Annotated in this window: 23 protein-coding genes; all 23 read left to right on the forward strand. The window is 61.2% G+C overall.

Features of this window, described 5'->3' with window-relative positions; all coding sequences use genetic code 11:
* Positions 1-215 precede the first annotated feature (215 nt).
* The 23 genes from gap to A5483_RS04210 all read left to right on the forward strand — a co-directional run bounded on the left by gap (position 216) and on the right by A5483_RS04210 (position 22,188).
* Positions 216-1,223, forward strand: a complete 1,008-nt coding sequence (gene gap, locus A5483_RS04100) for a type I glyceraldehyde-3-phosphate dehydrogenase (protein ID WP_063811092.1) — start codon at positions 216-218, stop codon at positions 1,221-1,223.
* A gap of 122 nt (positions 1,224-1,345) precedes the next feature.
* Positions 1,346-2,554 carry a phosphoglycerate kinase gene (locus tag A5483_RS04105; RefSeq protein WP_063811093.1) on the forward strand — a complete coding sequence of 403 codons (1,209 nt, stop codon included), beginning with the start codon at positions 1,346-1,348 and terminating at the stop codon, positions 2,552-2,554.
* Positions 2,554-3,333, forward strand: coding sequence for a triose-phosphate isomerase (gene tpiA, locus A5483_RS04110; protein WP_063811094.1), 780 nt, complete (start codon positions 2,554-2,556; stop codon positions 3,331-3,333). The genes A5483_RS04105 and tpiA overlap by 1 nt, the downstream gene beginning before the upstream one ends.
* A 157-nt stretch (positions 3,334-3,490) precedes the next feature.
* Positions 3,491-3,733, forward strand: coding sequence for a preprotein translocase subunit SecG (secG, locus tag A5483_RS04115; RefSeq protein WP_176607859.1), 243 nt, complete (start codon positions 3,491-3,493; stop codon positions 3,731-3,733).
* A 116-nt stretch (positions 3,734-3,849) separates the two neighbouring features.
* Positions 3,850-4,206, forward strand: coding sequence for an RNA polymerase-binding protein RbpA (locus tag A5483_RS04120; protein ID WP_002548413.1), 357 nt, complete (start codon positions 3,850-3,852; stop codon positions 4,204-4,206).
* Entirely contained in the window at positions 4,203-5,651 is a 1,449-nt protein-coding gene (locus A5483_RS04125; RefSeq protein WP_063811095.1) for a bifunctional folylpolyglutamate synthase/dihydrofolate synthase, read from the forward strand. Before A5483_RS04120 ends, A5483_RS04125 begins: the two co-directional genes overlap by 4 nt.
* The gene (locus A5483_RS04130) at positions 5,648-6,034 is read left to right on the forward strand and encodes a DUF4233 domain-containing protein (RefSeq protein WP_002548373.1); all 387 of its coding nucleotides are present in this window, start codon (positions 5,648-5,650) and stop codon (positions 6,032-6,034) included. The genes A5483_RS04125 and A5483_RS04130 overlap by 4 nt, the downstream gene beginning before the upstream one ends.
* Before the next feature lie 33 nt (positions 6,035-6,067).
* A complete protein-coding gene (gene ndk / locus A5483_RS04135) occupies positions 6,068-6,484 on the forward strand; it encodes a nucleoside-diphosphate kinase (protein WP_042842647.1) in 417 nt (138 codons plus the stop codon).
* 45 nt (positions 6,485-6,529) lie between these two features.
* Positions 6,530-8,482, forward strand: a complete 1,953-nt coding sequence (locus A5483_RS04140; RefSeq protein WP_063811096.1) for a TIGR03960 family B12-binding radical SAM protein — start codon at positions 6,530-6,532, stop codon at positions 8,480-8,482.
* Positions 8,483-8,484: 2 nt separating this feature from the next.
* A complete protein-coding gene (locus A5483_RS04145; RefSeq protein WP_002548959.1) occupies positions 8,485-9,219 on the forward strand; it encodes a TIGR03936 family radical SAM-associated protein in 735 nt (244 codons plus the stop codon).
* Between the two features lie 267 nt (positions 9,220-9,486).
* Entirely contained in the window at positions 9,487-12,126 is a 2,640-nt protein-coding gene (locus tag A5483_RS04150) for an Rne/Rng family ribonuclease (protein WP_002548775.1), read from the forward strand.
* Between the two features lie 159 nt (positions 12,127-12,285).
* The gene (gene rplU, locus A5483_RS04155) at positions 12,286-12,594 is read left to right on the forward strand and encodes a 50S ribosomal protein L21 (protein ID WP_002548615.1); all 309 of its coding nucleotides are present in this window, start codon (positions 12,286-12,288) and stop codon (positions 12,592-12,594) included.
* An 11-nt stretch (positions 12,595-12,605) separates the two neighbouring features.
* A complete protein-coding gene (gene rpmA, locus A5483_RS04160) occupies positions 12,606-12,875 on the forward strand; it encodes a 50S ribosomal protein L27 (RefSeq protein WP_063811097.1) in 270 nt (89 codons plus the stop codon).
* Between the two features lie 169 nt (positions 12,876-13,044).
* Positions 13,045-13,722, forward strand: coding sequence for a hypothetical protein (locus tag A5483_RS12100; RefSeq protein WP_042842645.1), 678 nt, complete (start codon positions 13,045-13,047; stop codon positions 13,720-13,722).
* A gap of 100 nt (positions 13,723-13,822) precedes the next feature.
* Positions 13,823-14,431, forward strand: a complete 609-nt coding sequence (locus A5483_RS04170; RefSeq protein ID WP_002548387.1) for a TetR/AcrR family transcriptional regulator — start codon at positions 13,823-13,825, stop codon at positions 14,429-14,431.
* Between the two features lie 95 nt (positions 14,432-14,526).
* Positions 14,527-16,293 carry an MDR family MFS transporter gene (locus A5483_RS04175; RefSeq protein WP_063811098.1) on the forward strand — a complete coding sequence of 589 codons (1,767 nt, stop codon included), beginning with the start codon at positions 14,527-14,529 and terminating at the stop codon, positions 16,291-16,293.
* Positions 16,294-16,385: 92 nt separating this feature from the next.
* Positions 16,386-17,903: a GTPase ObgE gene (gene obgE, locus A5483_RS04180; RefSeq protein ID WP_063811099.1), complete on the forward strand. Its 1,518-nt coding sequence runs from the start codon at positions 16,386-16,388 to the stop codon at positions 17,901-17,903.
* Positions 17,896-19,062 carry a glutamate 5-kinase gene (proB, locus tag A5483_RS04185; RefSeq protein ID WP_002548396.1) on the forward strand — a complete coding sequence of 389 codons (1,167 nt, stop codon included), beginning with the start codon at positions 17,896-17,898 and terminating at the stop codon, positions 19,060-19,062. The genes obgE and proB overlap by 8 nt, the downstream gene beginning before the upstream one ends.
* A 31-nt stretch (positions 19,063-19,093) precedes the next feature.
* Positions 19,094-20,341 (forward strand): glutamate-5-semialdehyde dehydrogenase, encoded by a 1,248-nt coding sequence (locus A5483_RS04190; protein WP_063811100.1) that lies wholly within the window; start codon positions 19,094-19,096, stop codon positions 20,339-20,341.
* A 47-nt stretch (positions 20,342-20,388) separates the two neighbouring features.
* Positions 20,389-20,511: a hypothetical protein gene (locus A5483_RS12515; protein ID WP_002548582.1), complete on the forward strand. Its 123-nt coding sequence runs from the start codon at positions 20,389-20,391 to the stop codon at positions 20,509-20,511.
* Entirely contained in the window at positions 20,511-21,176 is a 666-nt protein-coding gene (nadD, locus tag A5483_RS04200) for a nicotinate-nucleotide adenylyltransferase (protein ID WP_002548626.1), read from the forward strand. Before A5483_RS12515 ends, nadD begins: the two co-directional genes overlap by 1 nt.
* A complete protein-coding gene (gene rsfS, locus A5483_RS04205; RefSeq protein WP_002548735.1) occupies positions 21,173-21,559 on the forward strand; it encodes a ribosome silencing factor in 387 nt (128 codons plus the stop codon). The genes nadD and rsfS overlap by 4 nt, the downstream gene beginning before the upstream one ends.
* On the forward strand, positions 21,556-22,188 hold the full coding sequence (locus tag A5483_RS04210; RefSeq protein ID WP_002548864.1) for a histidine phosphatase family protein: 633 nt from the start codon (positions 21,556-21,558) through the stop codon (positions 22,186-22,188). Before rsfS ends, A5483_RS04210 begins: the two co-directional genes overlap by 4 nt.
* Positions 22,189-22,291 lie beyond the last annotated feature (103 nt).

Raw genomic sequence — 22,291 nt, forward strand, 5'->3', positions numbered from 1 at the left:
TGCAGGGTAAACCGTAGGCTGGATTCCGTTCCCACGTGGGGAGGCATTCGCGCAACCTGGTGGTCATTTGTGCGCCGATCTGAGCGGCGCTGGTGATCGTTCGCCCGTGGCATTGCCTTAATGCGGACCCTCGGGTTCGTTCATTGTTCTTGGTCGCTATGCTTAGAGATGTCCGAGTGCTGAACGCACAAACCTCATCTGGAGGAGATCCCTTAATGACCGTTAAGGTTGGTATCAACGGTTTTGGCCGCATTGGCCGCAACTTTTTCCGCGCCCTCACTGAGCAGGGTGCTGACCTCGAGGTCGTCGCCGTCAACGACCTCACCGACACCAAGACCCTGGCCCACCTCCTGAAGTACGACTCCATCATGGGTCGTTTCTCCGGTGAGGTCAGTTACGACGATGACTCCATCACCGTTGACGGCAAGACCATCAAGGTTCTTGCCGAGCGCAACCCCGCTGACCTGCCCTGGAAAGAACTTGGCGCCGAGATCGTCGTCGAGTCCACGGGACTCTTCACTGATGGCGAGAAGGCTAAGGCTCACTGTGAGGCCGGCGCCAAGAAGGTCATCATCTCCGCCCCCGGCAAGAACGTCGACGGCACCTTCGTCATGGGTGTCAACGATGGTGACTACGACACCGAGAAGCACAACATCATCTCGAACGCTTCTTGCACCACCAACTGCCTGGCCCCGCTGGCTAAGGTCCTCAATGACGCTTTCGGTATCGAGCGCGGCATCATGACCACCGTCCACGCTTACACCGGTGACCAGCGCCTGCAGGACGCTCCTCACAAGGATCTGCGTCGTGCCCGTGCTGCTGCCCTCAACATGATCCCCACCAAGACCGGTGCTGCCCAGGCTGTGGCCCTGGTCCTCCCGGAGCTCAAGGGCAAGTTCGACGGCCTCGCTGTCCGCGTTCCGACTCCGACCGGCTCCCTGACCGATCTGACCTTCCAGACCTCCAAGGAGACCACCATTGAGGAGGTCCAGGCTGCCGTCAAGAAGGCTGCCGAGGGTCCGCTCAAGGGCATCCTGGCCTACACCGAGGATCCGATTGTGTCGAAGGACATTGAGGGTGACCCGCACTCCTCGATCTTCGACGCCACCGAGACCAAGGTCATCGGGAACCTCGTTAAGGTTCTCTCCTGGTACGACAACGAGTGGGGCTACTCCAACCGTCTGGTTGACCTCACCAAGCTCGTCGCCAGCAAGCTTGCCTGATCTCACCATCGTGAGCTGATGACGGCCCCGTGCCCATGCGGGCGCGGGGCCGTCACCTGTACCCGGGCCGCGACGCCCGCGAAACATCGTTCACGACTACCACTTCAAGAAAGGGCTTCTACATGAAATCTGTTGAGGATCTCGGAGACCTGCGCGGTAAGCGCGTCGTCATCCGTTGCGACTTCAATGTTCCGCTCGACGGAGACAAGATCACCGACGACGGCCGCATCAAGGCCGCCCTGCCTACCCTGACCCAGCTGCATGAAGCTGGTGCTCGCACCACTGTGCTCGCTCACCTCGGTCGCCCCAAGGGCGCCGTCGATCCCAAGTACTCGCTGGCTCCAGTCGCCAAGCGCCTCGGTGAGCTTATGAACCTTGATATCAAGCTTGCTGAGGACGTCGTCGGCCCCTCCGCCACCAAGACCTCTGAGTCGTTGGCTGACGGCGAGATCGCCTTGGTCGAAAACGTCCGCTTCGAGAAGGGCGAGACCAGCAAGGACGAGGCCGAGCGCACTGAGCTTGCTAAGAAGTACGCCTCGTTTGGTGAACTTTACGTCTCTAACGGCTTCGGTGTCGTGCACCGCAAGCAGGCTTCCGTCTACGACGTTGCCAAGCTGTTGCCGAGTGCTGCCGGCTCCCTCGTTGGCAAAGAGGTTGAGGTCCTCGAGGGCCTAACCGCCGATCCGAAACGTCCGTTCGTCGTCGTGCTCGGCGGCGCCAAGGTCGCCGACAAACTCGCGGTCATCGATAACCTGCTCAAGGTTGCTGACACCCTCGTGGTCGGTGGAGGCATGCTCTTCACTTTCCTCAAGGCTCAGGGCTTGGAGGTTGGTAAGTCGTTGGTCGACGACGAGTCGATTGATGCTTGCAAGAAGTACCTTGAGGCCGCCAAGTCCGCCGGCAAGCAGATCCTGCTGCCGACCGACGTGCGCGTCGCCTCCGACGTTGACTTCGACGCTCACACCGTCGGCAAGGTCGACGTCGTGCCCGTTGACGCCATCCCGGCTGACAAGATGGGCCTCGACATTGGCCCGGAGACCGAGAAGGCTTACGCTGACGCGATCAAGGGTGCCAAGTCGGTGTTCTGGAACGGCCCGATGGGCGTCTTCGAGATCAAGGGCCTCGAGCTCGGCACCAAGGCTGTCGCCCAGGCTCTGACCGAGGTCAATGGCCTCTCGGTGGTCGGCGGTGGAGACTCTGCCTCTGCCGTGCGTGCCCTCGGCTTTGCGGATGACCAGTTCGGTCACATTTCCACTGGTGGTGGCGCCTCCCTCGAGCTCATGGAGGGCAAGGAACTGCCCGGAATCGCAGTACTCAAGGAGAACAACTGATGTCGCGTACCCCGATCATGGCCGGCAACTGGAAGATGAACCTCGACCACGTTGCCGCTACCTCTCTCGTCCAGGATCTCGGCGAGGCCCTCAAGGCCGCTGGATACGACTCCTCCAAGTCGGAAGCCGTCGTCATCCCGCCGTTCACTGATATCCGCACCGTGGCCACCATCATCGATGGCGACAAGCTGCCGATCGGTTTCGGCGCCCAGGATATTTCGGCTCACGACGATGGCGCCTACACCGGAGAGGTGTCCGGCACCATGCTGTCGAAGCTGGGCTGCAGCTACGTCGTCGTTGGTCACTCCGAGCGTCGCGAGTACCACAACGAGTCCGACGAGCTGGTCAACGCCAAGGCTAAGAAGGCCATCGATAACGGAATGACCCCGATCATCTGCTGCGGCGAGGCTCTCGAGATCCGCAAGGCTGGCAAGCATGTCGAGCACACCGTCGGCCAGATTAAAGCCGACCTTGACGGTATCCCCGCCGAGCAGGTCGCCAAGCTCGTTATCGCCTATGAGCCCATCTGGGCTATCGGCACCGGCGAGACCGCTACCGCTGACGATGCCCAGGAGGTCTGCCAGGCCATCCGCGAGGCTGTCAAGGAGCTTTACGACGCCCCGACTGCCGAAGCTGTGCGCATTCAGTACGGTGGCTCGGTTAAGCCGGCCAACGTCGCTGAGATCATGGCTAAGCCGGACGTCGATGGCGCTCTCGTTGGCGGAGCTTCGCTCAAGGCTGGCGATTTCTCCAAGATCGTCACCTTCTACGAGGCCTGATTAGTCAGATTTGAGACGGCCCCTGCACCTAGCGGTGCGGGGGCCGTTTTCGTCCAACCTCTGGTCCAGGGACCCAGTTCGCGCATATTTCGGGGATCCAATGTGGGGAAGTGGCGATGTGTGGGTTACCCTGTACGACGTGATTTCGGCTCCCCTTATGACCTGGCCTGTACTGACGATGTCCATCATCCTGTGTGTGCTCAGCGTCATTCTTACCCTCTTCGTCCTCCTCCATAAGAGCAAGGGCGGCGGCCTGTCGGACCTCTTCGGTGGAGGCGTTTCGACCTCCATGGGCGGAACCTCCATGGCTGAACGAAATCTAGACCGCCTGACGGTTGTTATGGGCCTGCTGTGGCTGGCCTCCATTATCGTCCTGCTGGTGCTCTACAGCCATTCCTGAGCCGGAATCGGGCGGCCGTCTGCCGCGCCGGAGCGCAAGGGGAAGGCGGTGACCTTCCCAACCCCCAAAAGTGCTGCCCTCAGGCAGCTTTGTGACCCCTCGAGGAGAGTGAACGAATGTCCGGTGGAAGTGCCATCCGTGGAAGTCGTGTCGGTGCCGGCCCCATGGGAGAGGCAGAGCGCGGCGAGGCCGCCCCTCGCGAGTATGTTTCGTACTTTTGCGCCAACCACCATGTGATTCGTCCGGCCTTCGCGGCCGAGGCCGAGATTCCCGACACATGGGACTGCCCCAGGTGCGGTCTGCCGGCTAACCGCGACCAGGAGAATCCGCCCGCCCCGCCCAAGATCATGCCTTACAAAACTCATCTGGCCTACGTGAAGGAGCGCCGCAGCGAGGCCGAGGCCGCTGCGATTCTTGCGGAAGCGCTAGAGAACCTGCGCCAGCGCCGCCGTGATGGTGAGGTCATCTATTGAGCAGCCATGACCAGCTCGTCGCCGAGCTGAGCGCTCGCTGGCCCGAGCATCGCATCGGCCCCGGGCTGGGTCGGGAACAAGCCGTTCTAGACCTGCTCGGTAACCCGCAGCAGGCCTGTCCCGTCATCCAGATTGCCGGTACGAACGGCAAGGGGTCGACGGCGATTATGATTGACTCTTTGCTGCGGTCGGCTGGTCTGCGGGTGGGTCGTTACTGCTCTCCGCACCTGGCGGACGTCACTGAGCGCATCTGCATCGATGGCCGCCCCATCAGCCACGATCTTTTTGACGAGACGTGGCGTCAGATTGAACCCATGGTGGATCTGGTTGACGCCCAGCGCATCGACGGTATCGAGATGACCTTCTTTGAGGTGATGACGGCGATGGCTTTCGCCGCCTTTGCTGATGCACCAGTGGACGTTGCCGTCGTCGAGGTGGGTCTGGGCGGACGCTGGGACGCGACCAACGTCGCTCATGCGAACGTCGCTGTCGTTACCCCCGTCGCCATGGACCACATGCATATTCTCGGCAATAGCATCGATAAGATCGCTGCCGAGAAGGCCGGGATTATTAAGCCTGGGTGCGCTCCCGTGATTGCTGGTCAAGAGTCAGAAGCTGCTCCGGTGTTGTTGGCTCAATGCGCCGATGCCGGCGTCAAGCCCTTGTTGGAAGGCCCAGACTGGGGTTTGTTGAACCGACGCAGTGCCGTCGGGGGTCAGGTTCTTCGCGTTCAGACGGCATCGGGTCCATTAGGAGAGTTGTTTCTGCCGGTTTTTGGCGAGCATATGGCTCACAATGCTGCGCAAGCTGTGGCGGCTGTAGAAGCTCTCACTGGGCCGCTTCAACCCGCAATTATTGAGCAGGGATTGACAGCTGTGGAGGCTCCGGCTCGCCTCGAGGTAGTGCGACGTTCCCCGCTGGTCATCCTCGATACCTTCCATAATCCGCACGGTGCCGCCTCCGCAATGGCTGGGGTGCGCGAGTCCTTCGAGGTTGAGCCCTTGATCGCAGTCGTGGCCGCGATGGCTGACAAGGATATCGACGGCGTGCTGGCGGTGCTTTCGGATACGGTGAGCCACCTCGTCGTCACCTCAATGCCGGATCTTTCGCGCGCTCTGAGCGTTGACGAGCTAGCTGAGAAGGCGTCAAGCCATTGGGATTCTGATCATGTGACCTGTGTCGCCGACGTCCCTGAAGCGCTCGAGGAGGCTTTCCGAATCGCGGATTCCTACGCTCCGGGAGCTGGGGTCCTCATTGCCGGATCGGTGGTTCTGGCGGGTCGGGCTCGTGCCATTCTTCGCCCGGACGGCACCATGCTGGATGCCCCACAGACCGCCATCGTCGAGACCCCGGACCTATCCGAGGATCAGGTCAAAGCCATGGAGGGGCATCAGCTCGAGCCACTGCCTGACGATGACATGAGCGACGACGATGGAGATTGGTGACGTTGGCCGCACAGCCCGAGGCTGACAAGGGTGGAATCCTCACCCTTCCTGCCGGTAACCCGATGACGAAGGTTGTGGTGAGCTTCCTGGCATGTGAGGTCATTGTCTTCGGTCTAGCCATCCCGGGGATGATCCTTGTATCTGGGATCAGTGTGGTCATGTCGGTCATCCTGGGATGTGTCGGCATGGCTGCCTCGATTGTGTGTGCCATTGGTGTGCCCCGCTCGTGGGGATACCTACTGTCTTGGGTTCTCCAAGTCTTCGGTATCCTGCTCGGACTGGCCACCCCGATGATGTACGTCGTCGGGATCATGTTCGCGGCCATCTGGGTGTCAATCATGGTGCTGGGACGGCGTATTGACGGAAACCCTGAGGTGCGATGAGGCGTCGATTCGGGCTGCGATATGTTAGAGCCCATGAGTGACGAGGAACGCACCTTGGTGCTGTTGAAGCCGGACGCCGTGAGGCGCCATCTCATGGGAGAGATCATCGGTAGGTATGAGGCCAAGGGTTTGACTGTGCGGGCGATGGAGCTGAGCACAATTGACGCTAAGACTGCCCGTAAGCACTATGCCGAGCACGTTGGCCGGGATTACTACGTGCTGTTGGAGGAGTTCATCACCTCGGGGCCGCTGGTCGCCATGGTGCTCGAGGGACGCAAAGCTATCTCGGTTGTCCGTGCTATGAACGGGAAAACGGATTGCGCTGAGGCTCTGCCTGGAACGATCCGCGGCGACTTCGGCACGGAGAAGAACCATAACCTTGTTCATGCCTCCGATTCCCCAGAGTCCGCTGAGCGCGAGATTAGCCTCTGGTTCCCTAACCTGGTGTGATATGTGATTCCATGATCCGGCTCGGACCGCCTAGCATGGCCGTTCGTGGATACCACGGATCTCCTCGGTCGGATTGAACCGCTGCTGGCTCGAGTCAATAAGCCCATCCAGTACGTGGGCGGGGAACACAACAGCATCGTCAAGGGGTGGCAGGACGCTGACGTCCGTTGGGTCCTGATGTACCCCGACGCGTATGAGGTTGGCCAGCCTAACCAAGGCGTAGCCATCCTCTACGAAGTGCTTAATGAGCGTGATTGGATCCTGGCGGAGCGCACCTATTCGGTGTGGCCGGACATGGAAAAACAGATGAGGGCGGCCGGGATCCCTCAGTTCACCCTCGACGGGCACCGGCCAGTTCGCGACTTCGACATCATGTCGATCTCGCTGTCGACGGAGTTGGGCTACACCAACATGCTCAACGCCATTGACCTGGCCGGTGTCCCCATTCATCAGGCAGACCGCACGGACGACGACCCCATCGTCCTTATCGGCGGCCATGCCGCGTTTAACCCTGAGCCGGTAGCTGACTTCATCGATGCTGCTGTCCTCGGGGATGGTGAAGAGGCATGCCTGGAGATTTCCGGGATTATTCGGGACTGGAAGAAGGCCGGCCGCCCCGGTGGTCGTGAAGGCCTGCTTGTGAGCCTTGCCGAGACCGGTGGGGTTTACGTGCCGTCCTTCTATGACGTCGAGTATGTCGATGACGGGACTATTGGCAGGGTTGCCCCGAATCGTCCGGAGGCCCCCTTCACCGTTTCCAAGCACACCGTCATGGACCTCGACGAGTGGCAGTACCCGAAACGTCCCATCGTGCTAGTCGCTGAAACTGTCCACGAGCGCTACTCGGTGGAAATCTTCCGAGGTTGTACTCGTGGGTGCCGGTTCTGCCAGGCAGGGATGATAACCCGCCCGGTGCGCGAGCGGTCTATCGACACCATCGCTCGGATGGTTGATGACGGTCTTCAGGCCACCGGTCTGGAAGAGGTCGGGCTATTGAGTCTGTCTAGCGCCGATCACTCGGAGATTTCCGACATCACCAAGGGGCTAGCTGATCGGTACGAGGGCACGAACGTTTCCTTGTCCCTGCCGAGCACCCGAGTTGACGCTTTTAATATCGATCTGGCAGACGAGTTGAGCCGTAACGGTCGTCGTTCCGGTCTGACTTTCGCCCCGGAAGGTGGGTCAGAGCGAATGCGTCAAGTCATCAATAAGAAGGTGACCGAGGAAGATCTCATTCGTACGGTTGCCACGGCGTTCGGAAACGGGTGGCGCCAGGTCAAGCTGTACTTCATGTGCGGTCTGCCCACGGAGACTGATGAGGATGTGTTGGGAATCCACCAGATGGCCTCCCACGTTATTGAGGCTGGTCGAGCCGCTGCCGGGCGTAAAGATATTCGCTGCACGATCTCTATTGGTGGGTTCATACCCAAGCCTCACACTCCGTTTCAGTGGGCTGCTCAAGCTTCCGCTGAGGAGGTCGATCATCGTCTTTCAGTGCTGCGGGATTCTATCCGCGCCGATCGCCAGTTTGGCCGGTCGATAGGAATGCGTTATCACGACGGCCGCCCAGGAATCATCGAGGGGCTGCTTTCGCGCGGTGACCGCCGTGTCGGCAACGTTATTGAGGCTGTGTGGCGCGACGGGGGAGTTTTCGACGGCTGGAATGAGTACTTCTCCTACGATCGCTGGATGGCCTGCTGCGAGCAGGAACTTGAGCCGCTGGGCGTCTCGCTGGATTGGTTCACCACCCGTGAGCGCGACTACGAGGAGGTACTGGCTTGGGATCACTTAGATTCTGGGCTGGACCGTGATTGGCTGTGGGACGACTGGCAGGATGCTTTGGACGGCGAGGCCGTCAACGATTGCCGCTGGAACCCCTGTTATGACTGCGGGGTGTGTCCGCAGATGGGCACCGAGATTCAGGTGGGACCGTCGGGCCATCCGCTGATCCCGCTGACGCCAGTGGTGCCTGATCTCGCACCGTCGAAGGAGGCGTGACGATGTCGAAGCGCGCGCAGCAACAGCCGGAACAACAGGCCCCGCCGCAGCAGCGGCTAAGGATGCGGTACGCCAAGCGTGGTACCGCTAGATTCGCCTCCCATCGTGACTTCGCGCGTGCCTTTGAGCGGGCCCTCAACCGGGCACATATCCCGATGGCGTATTCGTCAGGATTTAACCCGCACCCGCGTATCTCCTATGCCAACGCGGCAGCTACCGGGGCAGCTTCTGAGGCGGAGTACCTCGAAGTGGCCTTGGCTGAAGTATGTGATCCGAAGAAGGTTTTGACGGTTTCGGGTCGTGAGATGCCACCGGGAATGGAAGTGTTGGAGGTCGTCACGACTGATCGCACTCCTTTCACTGAGCTGTTGACGGCGTCTGCCTGGCTGATTGAGCCCCCTGGCGACGCGCCGGGGCTAACGGAGGCGGTGGAGTCTGTTATGGCAGCTGAAACCGTCGATGTGCAGCGGATGACGAAATCAGGTATGCGTACGTTCGATGTCCGCGCCGCGCTGATCGGCCTGGATGTCGCCAACGGACATGTGCGTCTCATGCTGCGCCATGCCACGCCGCTGGTTCGGCCTGACGATGTGCTGCGTGCCTTAGCCAAGAAGTGTCCGGCCGTCGAGGTGGCACGGGTGACGCGGCTGGCCCAAGGGGCTTGTGATGAGAATGCCAGCGGGGTTTCGACCGCGCTGATAGACCCGTTCACCGGTGCTGCCGTGACTGTGTGGTGAGCAGCCAACAAGTGTGCGAAATCTGGCATCGACGTAGGGGACGTGACATACTAGAGCCCAGGTGAACGGGGTGCCACCCCACTCGACGGTTCATACCGCGACGCCGAGAGGCGACCGCGGGGGACTCGAGGGGCTCACCGCAAGCTTTTGCCCCATGCCGGGGAACGACGCCGCCAGTAGCGGCGTGTGCATACGCCCGTGGGAGGATTCCTGCCGGGCCGTGACCCGGGTGGGCACTGACCATGCCGAAAGGCTAAGGAGAGCACAGTGCTCGACGAAACTGACAACACCACACTGAATTCTGGCGAGAATTCCACCGCTGGGATTTCCGCTCCTCGACGCCGTCGGGCCGCATCACGCCCCGCTGGGGCCCCGGCCCCCGTCGAGACGACGGGGACTCCCGTAGCTATCACCGCCGCCGGATCAGGCGGTTCGATTATTAGCTCGGATTCGGAGGCGTCTGATCTGCCTCGCCCCCCGGTGGGACGTCGTCGTAAGGCGGCGAGCGCCTCACCGGACGTTAGTAGTGACGTTCCCAAGGTCGACACTCCGCAGCCGAAATCAGAGGAGTCCAAGTCCGCAGACACGAAGGGCGAGGAGAAGTCGCGTCGTACTCGTCGTGGTGCTGCTGAAACCGCGCCGTCCACCGAGGCTGAGCGGGGAACCTCGCAGCGTCGTCGCGCCACTCGCCGTCGCTCTTCTCGGACCGCAGAGAATGTCGAGGAAACGACCGAGGTGAAGTCCGCGACGAATAAGGGTGATGGTGCGGACGACAATCCCATCAATGCTGCGCTGACTAAGGCCAAGGCTCGGTCTCGTAGCCACAAGGTTGAGGGTGCCCTGGCTAATCCCTTTGGACTTAGGGAAGGTGAGGAGCGCTCAACGAGCGCTATCCTCGACTCTCTGGCCGCCGAGATCGGCGGGGGAGAGGCCGCTATGCCGAAGCGCCGTCGCCGTCGTGCCACTCGTCCTTCCGAGGCCGGAAATCACGCTGTAGATACTTCCGAAACCGCCGACGAGGTGACCCTGGCTGAGGAGGACAAGGACGAGGCTAAGAATCGCCATAGCTCCGATAAAAAGAGCGAGAAATCCGCTCACGGCACTACGGATGCGGTAGAGGAGGAGACCACGGCTGACGCCGAGGAGACCGCCGACGAGGACGGCCAGAACCGGCGTCGCCGTCGTCGCGGTGGGCGTCGTCGCCGGCGCAGCGAAGACTCTGAGGACAGCACCTCCGAGGACGAGTCGGGCGATAATGACGACTCCCAGACCAGCTCTGACAATGATTCCGAGTCCAGTACCTCGGACACTACCCACCGCCGTCGTCGCCGTCGTCGTCGCCGCGGTGAGGACATCAGCGGTTCTGACGATGATCCCAGCAACGTCGTCATCAAGGTGCGCGAGCCGCGGTCGCGTCAGTCGGTGGCTGACGAGGTCACCGGCATCGAGGGGTCGACCCGCATTGAGGCCAAGAAGCAGCGTCGTCGGGAGGGGCGTGCCGCTGGACGTCGTCGCAGTGCTGTCATCACCGACGCGGAGTTTCTGGCCCGTCGCGAGTCGGTCGACCGGAAGATGGTTGTGCGTCAGTCCGACGGCTATTCCCAGCTAGCGGTGCTGGAAGACGGGGTGCTCGTGGAGCATTACGTTGATCGTGCCTCTGCCACCTCCTCGATCGGCAATATCTACCTGGGCAAGGTGCAGAACGTCCTGCCGTCGATGGAGGCCGCTTTTATTGACATCGGCCGTGGTCGCAACGCTGTGCTCTATGCCGGTGAGGTCGATTGGGCTAAGTATGGCAAGGAAGGTGAGGACAAGCGCATCGAGCAGGCGCTGAAGTCCGGTGACCAGGTTCTGGTGCAGGTCACCAAGGATCCGGTGGGAGCTAAGGGTGCCCGCTTGACTAGTCATATCTCGGTGCCCGGACGTTTTGTTGTTTATTCGCCCGGCGGGCATCTTTCCGGGATCTCCCGCAAGTTGGCTGATTCGGAGCGCAAACGCCTCAAGAAGATCGTGGAGAATAACATCCCGTCGGATGCCTCCGTCATTGTGCGCACTGCCGCGGAGGGGGCCACCGAGGAGGACCTGGTCCGCGATATCAACCGCCTCAAGGCTCAGTGGGAGGTTATTGAGCGCAAGACCAGCAACAGCAAGGTTCCACTGATGCTGTACACCGAGCCCGATCTGACGGTACGTATCATCCGGGATCTGTTCACCGCGGACTTCTCCGAGCTCGTTATCGCTGGTAACGGTGGCCCCGACGACGCCTACGACACCATTAAGGCCTACGTCGATCACGTGGCCCCGGAGATGACGTCGCGGTTGACCCATTGGGAGGACCCCGACAAGGATCCCTTTGCCGAGTACCGTATCGACGAGCAGATTGCGAAGGCCCTGGAGCGCAAGGTTTACCTCCCTTCGGGGGGATCCCTTGTCATTGATCGCACCGAGGCCATGACGGTGATCGACGTCAATACCGGAAAGTTCACCGGATCGGCGGGTAACCTCGAGGCTACCGTTACCGCTAACAACTTGGAGGCGGCTGAGGAGATCGTGCGTCAGCTACGACTGCGCGATATTGGCGGGATTATCGTCGTTGACTTCATCGATATGGTGTTGCCGACCAACCGTGAACTTCTGGTGCGTCGCCTCACTGAGTGTCTGGGGCGGGATCGTACCCGACACCAGGTTGCCGAGGTGACATCGCTGGGCTTGGTTCAAATGACTCGAAAAAAGATCGGTACCGGGCTGGCTGAGGCCTTCACTGAAGAGTGCGAGGCCTGTGGCGGTCGTGGCTACCACCGCTTCGATGAGCCGGTCGATTCTCAGGCTCCGGCCGACGGTGGCGAGCGTTCGAAGGGCCGTGGTCGCGCTCACAAGGGCTCGGCGGGCAAGTCCCACTCCAAGTGAGGTTAGGCCCACAGCAGGCTGGTGGATGGTCGTTTTGACCGTCCAGCGCAGGGAATGTAAAATGAGCAGCCGGTCCGACGCGAATCGTCGGTCAGGTTTGTCCGGGGCCATTGGTTCCGGTCCCCGGAAATGTACGACAAGAACGAGAGTAGGTCAGGCGTGTACGCGATCGTGCGTAGTGGCGGCCGCCAGCACAAGGTGGCAGTGGGTGACGTCGTCGAGATCGACAAGGTCGCCGACGAGGCGGGCAGCAGCATCGAGCTGACCCCGCTCCTCGTGGTTAATGGCGAGTCCGTCACCTCCGATAAGGACGCGCTCGGGAAGGTCAAGGTGACCGCCGAGGTTCTCGGCGAGACCAAGGGCCCGAAGATCCGCATCCTTAAGTACAAGAACAAGACCGGCTATAAGAAGCGCCAGGGGCACCGTCAGAAGTACACCCAGGTCAAGGTCACCGGAATCGAAGGCTGAGGTAGACAGACATGGCACATAAGAAGGGCGCGTCCTCCTCGCGCAACGGTCGTGACTCCAACGCCCAGCGCCTCGGCGTGAAGCGTTTCGGCGGTCAGCTCGTCAACGCCGGCGAGATCATCGTTCGTCAGCGTGGCACTCACTTCCACCCTGGTGATGGGGTTGGCCGCGGTGGCGACGATACCCTCTTCGCTCTGCGCGGCGGCAATGTCGAGTTTGGTACTCGTCGCGGTCGCAAGGTTGTCAACGTGAACCCCGTGAAGGCCACGGTCGAAGCCTGAGTCTCACGGCATAGATGTGATTGACCCCCGCCATCACGGCGGGGGTCAATCTGTGTGTGAGGCAAGCTGAGCGCATGTGAGCTATGGCCTCCGCGCTAGCTGAGAATTTCGCCGGTGCTTGCGACTGTCGTCGGATCTTCGGCACGACTGTGGTCGTCACTGGGGCGTCATGACTGGAAGTGACGAAATGTCGACCTACTCTCAAGACTTGGTCGTTATCAACGGCATGATGAGGGGAGATCAGAGAATCGTGGGCAACCGGGAATTCAGCGAGGACGAGCGATGGCTGTACCGGATTGAGCCGGGGTCGGATGCGCCGAGGCTCACGAGGACATTGCCCAGGATCACTATGCCGCTGGCACCGGTTCGCCGCAACTGGCCAACCACCTCGCGAGCTTGCGCGGTTCAAGATCATCGTGCTGCTGTGCCGCAGCCCCATGCTCGTCATCGGTGGCCACGCCTGTACGAGGTGGCTGCCGGCGCCTGTGCTTCTGCTTGTGCTACTGGGGTAGTTGGAGGCCTCGGGATCGGCGGAACGATGGTTGGAGCTGCCGTCACGAGCCTGGTCATTGCCCTCAGCGGTGCGTTGTTTACGAGGTGGTTTTCCCGGACTCACCGCAGCGTTTCCGGAGTTCGCCAGCGTCGTGGGATGTGGGCCCGTATGGTCGCGGTGGCCCTTGTCGTGAGCGTGTTGACCGTCGTTGTCGGGGTGCTGTGGTTGGCGCCGTCGGTTGGCGAGGAAGCTGGGTCGTGGGTGCACCGATCCACTGGCTCACTTGAGCAATGGAAGGAGTCGGCTCAGCGAGCGTGGCCATATTTACGGGCTGCGTGGAACGCGTTCCGATGACGACGCTGATGCTCTTGTTCACCATGGGCATGACAGTATGTGCACTGAGTGCACCTTCTGCACTTGATGCAGAATCTGCACTCAGTGCATAATTGTTGTTGTGACCTCACCAACAGCAATTCGAACTCAAGGCGTCATTCGTCGTGCCGCCATCGAGCTGGCGATCGAAAAGCCGGTTGACGACGTCACCGTCGATGACATTGCGGAGCGCGCCGGGGTCTCCCGACGTACCGTGTTCAACCATTTCCCGTCCAAGTATGACGTCTACCTTCCGCCCCTCGTCCCTTATTCCCAAGAAGCCCTGGAGGCCTTCGCGACGGATGCCGAGACTCCTCTCACCACGCTCATTCAGGACCTGCTAGAGGCGCGCTGGCGCGAGGCGAACGTCGACTTCGATGATCTTTGTATCCTCATGAAAATCGGACGGGAAAGCTCGGAACTCCGAATGGCCCTCAAGGAGGCCGTCGAAGGCCAACGAGCGGCGTTAGTGACGGCTTCCGCTCGGCGCACGGGAAAGCCGGAAGACTCTTTAGAGGTGCTGGTCCTGGTCGGTACTGTCCAGGCGATGGAACGCGCTGCTTTCCAGTCGGTCGTGGCGCGACCTGGGGGAAGTTCGGCCGAGATGGCCGACACCGTGGACCGCGTCATCGACGTCTGGGCCAGGCTGTCCGCCGAGCTCATCGCAGGCATCTCGTCGACCAAGCCTTGAGTTGAATTCTGGCCGTCTAGACCTGATGGCCGCCTGTGTGCGCGGGTTCGACCGCGCCATACCGTCCGTCCCAGATCGTTACGAAAGATTCTTATATGACCGCGACTGCTTCCCCTGTCAAATTTAAACCGGACCGTCGGTTTTGGGTTGTTTATCTGTGCCTCATGATGGTGATGTTCTTGTCCTCCTTGGACCAGACGATCGTCGCCACGGCTCTTCCGACCATCGTCGGTGACTTGTCCGGCGTCGAGCACATGGCATGGGTTATTACCGCTTATACGCTCGCTATCACGGTAGGCATGCCGCTATACGGTCGGTTGTCCGACCTCATTGGCCGCAAGACGCTCTATCTCATCGCTATTGGTCTATTTTTGTTGGGGTCTGCCCTCTGCGGTACCGCCGACACCATGGGCACGTTCATTTTCTACCGCTTCGTCCAGGGGCTGGGCGGTGGTGGTCTCATGATCTTGTCTCAGGCGATCACCGGCGACCTCATCCCACCGCGCGTCCGTGCTGCTTATATGGCGCCAATGGGTGCGATGTTCGGTGTCTCCTCCGTGCTCGGGCCGCTGCTGGGCGGTTGGTTTACCGATTCGATCTCCTGGCGCTGGGTGTTCTGGATCAATCTGCCGCTCGGTGTGGTGGCCTGGGTCGCGTGTCTCTTCGCCCTTAAGCTCCCCAAGCACGAGCTGGCGACGAAGATCGACTGGCTTGGACTTACCTTCATGGACGTCGGTGCCGTGGCGATCGTGTTGGCTGCCACCTGGGGTGGTTCCCAATACGACTGGCTGTCGTGGCAGATCATCGGTCTGGGCGTCGTCACGGTTGTGGTATGGGGCCTGCTGCCCTTCGTGGAGCGTCGTGTCAAAGATCCCGTTCTACCGCTGGAACTGTTCCACAATCGAACGTTCGTCGTCTCGACGATCATCGGGATGCTGGCCATGGGAGCCATGTTCGGCGTGCTTGCCTACCTGCCGACCTACATGCAAATGACCTACGGCTACTCGGCTACCGTGTCTGGCTTGCTACTCATCCCAATGACAATCGGGATCCTGTTGACCTCGACAGTGACTGGTCTGCTCACCTCTCGTATCGGCCGGTACCGAATCTTCATCATCACCGGCCCGATAGTCGCGGCAGGTGGCATGGTGTTGATGTCCACTCTCAGTGAGAACTCGCCAGTGTGGCGCATCATGGGCGATACCTTCGTCCTTGGTTTGGGCATGGGCATGTTCTTCCAGCTGCTCGTCATGGCGGTGCAAAACGATGTTCGTCCAACCCTGCTTGGCACCGCCACCAGTCATAACAACTTCTTCCGCCAGATTGGTGTGTGCCTGGGCTCCTCCCTTGTCGGTGTGGCCTTCACCACTCGCCTGACCAACCGCGTCAGCGATCTGTTCGCATCCTTGGCCACGAGTAAGGACCCCGTGGCCCTCAAAATGCCAGGGGCCATGAGCTCGCACAGCCACGCTGCGGCCTCGCTGACTCCGGGGGCTGTCAACCAGATGCCCGATCCCATTCGTAGTGGCATTGTCGAGGCATACGTCAACTCTTTGACCCCGCTGTTCTTGTGGATGGCTCCGATGGTTGCGGCTGCAGGTTTGCTCGCCTTCCTGCTCAAGGATGTGCCGCTGTCCCACCACACCGGGTTGCAGATGCGCGCCGCGTCCGAGGCTAAGGTCGGAGCCTCCCAGGAGTCTTTGGCAGCCGCCAGCGATGATCAAGAAAACCTGTCAGACGACGCGCGAGGCGATCTTTCCGACGGCCTGACCGGGGCGTCGGCTCGTCGCGCGACAGATGTTATGAAGGTCGAAGCGGCCCCGCCGCATCGGACCAACCCGCACAGGTCTGAGGGGTGGTGACGCCTCACCAGGACGGGGTGAGGCGTCACGGCGTCTAGACTTGTTATCCGCCCTGGGTCGGAAGGCCCGATTCCATCTTCTGAGGAGAGAATATGGCCATCCCGTCCTTCGTGGACCGCGTGACGCTGACCGCTGTGGCCGGCAAAGGGGGACACGGCTGCGCCTCCGTTAAGCGTGAAAAGTTCAAGCCATTGGGAGGCCCAGACGGTGGCAACGGCGGCCATGGCGGATCCGTGATCCTGCGCGTCGATCCTCAGGTGACGACTCTCGTGGACTATCACTGGCAGTCCACCCGTAAGGCTACGAACGGTGAGCCCGGACGTGGGGATAACCAGGCTGGGGCGAACGGATCCGACATCATCTTGGGCGTCCCAGAAGGCACGGTCGTCTCCGACGCTGACACGGGCGAGCTGCTTGGGGACCTCGTCGGGTCGGGTTCCGAACTTGTCGTCGCGGCTGGTGGTCGCGGTGGCCTCGGTAACGCAGCCCTCGCAAACTCGGCTCGCAAAGCTCCTGGTTTCGCCCTCCTCGGTGAGGCCGGGGAGGAACGTAAGATTCTGCTCGAACTTAAGGTGGTCGCTGACATCGGCCTGGTGGGATTTCCCTCGGGGGGAAAGTCCAGCCTCATCGCGGCGATCTCGCGTGCTAAGCCGAAGATTGCTGACTACCCATTCACCACGCTGGTACCGAACCTGGGTGTGGTCGTCGCGGGGGAGACGACATATACCGTTGCTGACGTCCCCGGCCTCATCCCGGGAGCCTCTTTGGGAAAGGGCCTGGGATTCGATTTCTTGCGTCACATTGAGCGTTGCCGGGCCATCGTCCACGTCATTGACTGCGCCACCTACGAGCCTGGCCGCGACCCAGTGAGTGACCTCGATGTCATCGAGGGGGAGCTTATTGCCCACGGTGGCCTTGAGGATCGTCCGCGCCTGGTAGTGCTCAACAAGGTTGACGTCCCTGATGCTGCTGACCTAGCCGATATCGTTTTTGATGACATCGCTGAGCGCGGTTGGCCGGTATTCCGCATCTCGACGAAGTCGGGGGAGGGACTCAACTCGCTCAAATTCGCTATGGCCGAGTTGGTGGAGAAGGCCCGCGAAAACGAGCCTGAACCCCAGCCGGAGCGCATCGTTATTCGACCCAAACCTAAGGACGAGGGTCAAGCCTTCTCCATCACGCGCCAGGGTGACAGCGAAGGCGGATTCTTGTGGCGTGTGACCGGCGACAAACCGACCCGCTGGGTTGCCCAGACTGACTTCAACAACCCAGAGGCCGTCGGATACCTGTCGGATCGCCTGAACCGCTTGGGCGTCGAGGAGGAGTTGCTGGCTATGGGTGCGATTGCTGGGGATGCCGTCGCAGTCGGCGGCGAGGACGCCGTCATCTTTGACTTTGCCCCGCAGATCGAGTCGGGCGCTGAGTTGCTGTCTCGTCGAGGTGAGGACCAGCGTTTGGAGACCGAGCGTCCCTCGGCTACTCGGCGTCGGGAGATGGACCGGGAATACCATCGTGCTCGAGAGGAGTACGGCCAGGTCGGTCGTGATCCGCGCGGAGAGTCGTGGCGCGCCCGCGTTGCTGAAGAAGAGTGGCTCGAGGGCCGTGGCTGATCAGCGCGGAGTCATGTGCGAGGCCGCCACCGTGGTGGTCAAGGTTGGATCGTCCTCCTTGACTCTTCCTGGCGGCGGGATCGACGTTCGCCGTGTTGACGACCTGGTCGATGCGCTAAGCGAGGTCGTTGCCCTCGGCCGGCGCGTCGTCCTGGTGAGCTCTGGGGCGATTGCCACCGGATTTCCTGCTATGGGTATGACTCATCGTCCGCGCACGTTGGCTAGCAAGCAGGCGGCCGCGTCGGTGGGGCAAGGCATTTTACTGGCTCACTACACGTCGAGGTTTGCCAGCCACGGGCTGCGGGTGGGGCAGGTGCTACTCACCGTCAATGACCTGGTGCGGCCCACCTCATACCGCAACGCCTGGTCAACCCTCGACACCCTACTGAGGCTGGGAGTCGTGCCGATCGTCAATGAGAATGACACGGTCGCCACCGGGGAGATTCGCTTCGGCGACAACGATCGGCTTGCGGCCCTGGTGGCCGAGCTGGTGCGCGCACAAGCCCTCGTCCTGCTCTCTGACGTTGACGCCTTGTACACCGCCCATCCGGATTCGCCGGACGCCCGGCGCGTGGAGGTTGTTGAGGACATCGAGGCACTGGATGTCGATACCCATAAGGCTGGTTCGGGGGTGGGAACCGGCGGCATGACGACGAAGCTCGAAGCCGCCCGAATCGCTACTTGTGCCGGGGTACCGGTGGTACTGGCGGCGGCTACGGATGCCCGTGACGTTTTGGCTGGTGCCCCCGTGGGCACCTATTTCCGCCCAACGGCGACGCGTCGGTCCCGACGGTTGCTGTGGCTGGCTGACGCTGCCGCCCCGCAGGGGCAGATCGTTATCGACGACGGAGCTGTCGAGGCCCTGACTAAGCGCCATTCCTCGTTATTGGCGGTGGGTGTCACTCGGGTACACGGAGATTTCCAAGCGGGCGACCCAGTGACAATCCTGGCCCCTGACGGTCGGGTTGTTGGTCGTGGGATCGCCCAGTTCTCCCATGATGAGGTGCGGGTCATGAGGGGACGTTCGAGTGCTTGGCTGGCGGCAGAAATGGGTGCGGCGGCGTCTCGTGAGATCATCCACCGCGATGCCATGGTGCTGAGCCGCCGTCGTAAAGCGGGGTCGTCGTCGAGGAGCCGGAACGTGGCGGGTCAAGGGTGACGCCCTGATATACCCGGCTGACGAATACCATATGGTCATGAGCTCGCGAGTCATCGAACAGGCTATAGCTGCCCGATCTGCCGCCACGGTGTTGCGTCGGCTGCGCCGCATCGACAAGGACGACCTCTTAACGGCAATGGCGGCCGGGTTGCGCAAGGGCGTCGAGGAGATCCTTGCTGCCAACCGTGCTGACGTTGATCGTGGTCGTGACGCCGGGATGGACGAAGCTCTCCTCGACCGTCTGGCCCTCACCCCGGAGCGGATTGAAGGAATGGCCGTCGGCTTGGAGGGAATTGCTCGTCTCGACGATCCCGTCGGCGAGGTGGTGCGCGGCTGGCACACTCCGCTGGGGGTCAGGGTTGAACAGGTCCGGGTGCCGATTGGTGTCATCGGGATCATTTACGAGGCTCGCCCTAATGTCACCTCCGATGCGGCGGGCATTTGCTTGAAGTCTGGAAATGCGTGTTTGCTGAGAGGATCCTCGTCGGCTCTGGAGTCCAACCGGGCAGTTATTGCGGCGATGCGCTCCCGGCTGCCCGAGCAGATTCGCGATGCGGTGCAGCTCGTCGAGGGTGGCCACGAGGTCACCGATGAGCTCATGGCTGCCCGCGAATACGTCGACCTGCTCATTCCGCGCGGTGGTGCCGGGCTCATCAACGCCGTCGTGACCGGGTCCAAGGTTCCCGTCATCCAGACCGGGACCGGCAACTGCCACCTCGTTATTGACGCCAGCGCCGATGTGGAAATGGCAGTCGATATTGCTGTTAATGCCAAAACTCAGCGTCCCAGCGTGTGCAATGCTATCGAGACGGTCCTGGTACATCGAGAAATTGCGAACTCGGCAGTGCCCCCGTTGGTTGATGCCATGAGTGACCGCGGAGTGACGGTACACGGTGATGAAGAGAGCATCCGACTGGATCCGAGGATCGTTCCAGCCACCCCTGATGAATACGACAACGAGTACCTATCGCTGGATCTTGCGTTGCGCATTGTGGATGATTTGGAAGAAGCGGTTGATCACATCGCCAAGCATGGTTCAGGGCATTCGGAAACCATCATCACTAGGTCGATGTCCTCGCAGGAGTTCTTTACTTCCAGCGTCGATGCTGCGGCGGTGCTGGTGAATTGCTCCAGCCGATTTGTTGACGGCGGCGAGTTTGGATTCGGCGCCGAGATCGGTATTTCTACCCAGAAGCTCCATGCGCGCGGACCAATGGGCCTGCGGGAGATGACGACGACGACCTACGTCCTGCAAGGGGATGGTCAGACCCGCCTGTGACCTCTTAATGGTTGTCGTGGGGTCGCTGTGGGATAGGCTGTGGCGCCATGGGTATCATTCCTCTCCTGATGGAGTCGTCGGCTCTTGTCGTCGGCATCTTGACGCTGCTGGTGCTGCTGATCGCGTTGGCTGTCGTCCGTGGTATCGGCAAGGGCCGGCCGCATTCCTGATGCCAAGTGTTGAGCTGGGGCTGGCGCGGGTCCACAACGGACGCCGCTACCGGCTTGGGGTGATGGGTGGCACCTTCGACCCCATTCATCATGGCCATCTCGTCGCAGCCTCGGAGGTTGCGGCTAGGTTCGACCTCGACGAGGTCGTCTTCGTGCCCACCGGCGTGCCCTGGCAGAAAAAGGGACGCAAGGTTTCGCAGGCCGAGGATCGCTACCTCATGACCGTTATTGCGACGGCGTCGAACCCGTCTTTTTCGGTGTCGCGGGTCGATATTGATCGTCCGGGAGACACCTATACCGTCGATACCCTCAAGGATTTGCGCCGGGAGCGGGGCGGCGACGTCGACTTGTTCTTCATCACAGGTGCCGATGCGTTGAGCCACATCCTCACGTGGCGCGGGGCTGAAGAGTTATTCTATCTGGCTCATTTTATCGGCGTGTCGCGCCCCGGAGTACCGCTGGGGGCCAAGGACATTTCTCACCTACCAGCAGAGAAGGTCACTCTTCTCGAAGTGCCGGCTATGGCTATCTCATCCACCGATTGCCGTCAGCGAGTTGGGGAAGATATGCCAATCTGGTACCTCGTGCCGGACGGCATCGTGCAGTACATCAACAAGCGCGGTCTTTACCGTGACAACGACAAGACCATTTCGGAGGATCATTGAGCGCCACTGAACAAGCCATCGAGCTGGCCCGCATAGCGGCCCACGCCGCCCTTGATAAGAAGGGCTTCGACATCGTTGCCCTCGACGTCTCAGAGCACCTCGCCATTACCGATATCTTCGTTGTCATTTCGGCGGCCAATGAGCGTCAGGTGTCGGCGGTCGTAGATGCTGTTGACAAAGCCATGCACGAGCACAAAGCCCATCGTGCACGTCGCGAGGGGGAGCGGGAGAACCGTTGGGTGCTGCTCGACTACATCGACATCGTGGTGCACGTGCAGCATCAGGAGGAGCGCGAGTTGTACTCCCTGGAGAGGCTGTGGAAGGACTGCCCTACGGTTGACCTGCAGCTGCCGGAAGAACAGCTTGACTGGGACCAGATGTGACGACGCGGATCGTCCTGGTTCGGCACGGTGAAACCGAGTTCAACGCCGAAGGACGGTTGCAGGGGCAAACGGACATTCCGCTGTCTGCGGTGGGAATTGCCCAGGCTGAAGCTGTTGGGCCTGTGATCGCCGGGATGAGCCCGGTGGCAATAGTGTCGTCACCGTTGATGCGTGCCCGTGTCACAGCGGAGACGATTGGACGGGTCGCTGGGGTCGAGGTCGGTGTCGACGAGCGACTTAAGGAGGTCGACGTTGGCCAGTGGGCGGGCCAGACTGTGCTTGATCTGCATCGCAATGATCCCGATTACGCGCGTCTGATGGCTTCGGGGAAAGATTTTCGGCGATCTAGCGGTGAGACGACCGCTGAGGTTGCCGGGCGGGTCACCTCAGCCGTTCAGGATGCTGTGCGCGCGCATGAGGGGGAAACTGTGTGTTTGGTCGCGCACGGATTTGCGTTGCGGGCGGTCGTGGTGTGGCTGCTCGGCGGTGGGTATCCGGAGTTCCTGAGGTTTGGCGGGCTGAGTAATTGCTCGTGGACTGTGCTGGATCGGATTGGGCCGAATGAGGCAGGCCGGCGCGGGATGGACGATCGGTGGCGGTTGCGGACGTATAACGCGACCGTGCTGTGAATCCGGCGGTGATGGGGTGCGGTGATGGAGCCGATTTGGTGAGGACGGGTGAGATCCGGTAATGTTTGGCGGGTCGCCCGGGCAATCGGGGAACGAAGAAGAT

Origin of the sequence: Cutibacterium namnetense (assembly GCF_001642025.1) — a bacterium.
GTDB lineage: Bacteria > Actinomycetota > Actinomycetes > Propionibacteriales > Propionibacteriaceae > Cutibacterium > Cutibacterium namnetense.

What these genes read in the sequence shown, in the direction of transcription:
- A5483_RS04105 (WP_063811093.1), top strand. Translation starts at nt 1,346, where the DNA reads ATGAAATCTGTTGAGGATCTCGGAGACCTGCGCGGTAAGCGCGTCGTC.
- A5483_RS04175 (WP_063811098.1), top strand. Translation starts at nt 14,527, where the DNA reads ATGACCGCGACTGCTTCCCCTGTCAAATTTAAACCGGACCGTCGGTTT.
- A5483_RS04145 (WP_002548959.1), top strand. Translation starts at nt 8,485, where the DNA reads ATGTCGAAGCGCGCGCAGCAACAGCCGGAACAACAGGCCCCGCCGCAG.
- nadD (WP_002548626.1), top strand. Translation starts at nt 20,511, where the DNA reads ATGCCAAGTGTTGAGCTGGGGCTGGCGCGGGTCCACAACGGACGCCGC.
- A5483_RS04120 (WP_002548413.1), top strand. Translation starts at nt 3,850, where the DNA reads ATGTCCGGTGGAAGTGCCATCCGTGGAAGTCGTGTCGGTGCCGGCCCC.
- A5483_RS12100 (WP_042842645.1), top strand. Translation starts at nt 13,045, where the DNA reads ATGACTGGAAGTGACGAAATGTCGACCTACTCTCAAGACTTGGTCGTT.
- tpiA (WP_063811094.1), top strand. Translation starts at nt 2,554, where the DNA reads ATGTCGCGTACCCCGATCATGGCCGGCAACTGGAAGATGAACCTCGAC.
- obgE (WP_063811099.1), top strand. Translation starts at nt 16,386, where the DNA reads ATGGCCATCCCGTCCTTCGTGGACCGCGTGACGCTGACCGCTGTGGCC.
- gap (WP_063811092.1), top strand. Translation starts at nt 216, where the DNA reads ATGACCGTTAAGGTTGGTATCAACGGTTTTGGCCGCATTGGCCGCAAC.
- A5483_RS04190 (WP_063811100.1), top strand. Translation starts at nt 19,094, where the DNA reads ATGGTCATGAGCTCGCGAGTCATCGAACAGGCTATAGCTGCCCGATCT.
- rpmA (WP_063811097.1), top strand. Translation starts at nt 12,606, where the DNA reads ATGGCACATAAGAAGGGCGCGTCCTCCTCGCGCAACGGTCGTGACTCC.
- secG (WP_176607859.1), top strand. Translation starts at nt 3,491, where the DNA reads ATGACCTGGCCTGTACTGACGATGTCCATCATCCTGTGTGTGCTCAGC.
- A5483_RS12515 (WP_002548582.1), top strand. Translation starts at nt 20,389, where the DNA reads ATGGGTATCATTCCTCTCCTGATGGAGTCGTCGGCTCTTGTCGTCGGC.
- ndk (WP_042842647.1), top strand. Translation starts at nt 6,068, where the DNA reads ATGAGTGACGAGGAACGCACCTTGGTGCTGTTGAAGCCGGACGCCGTG.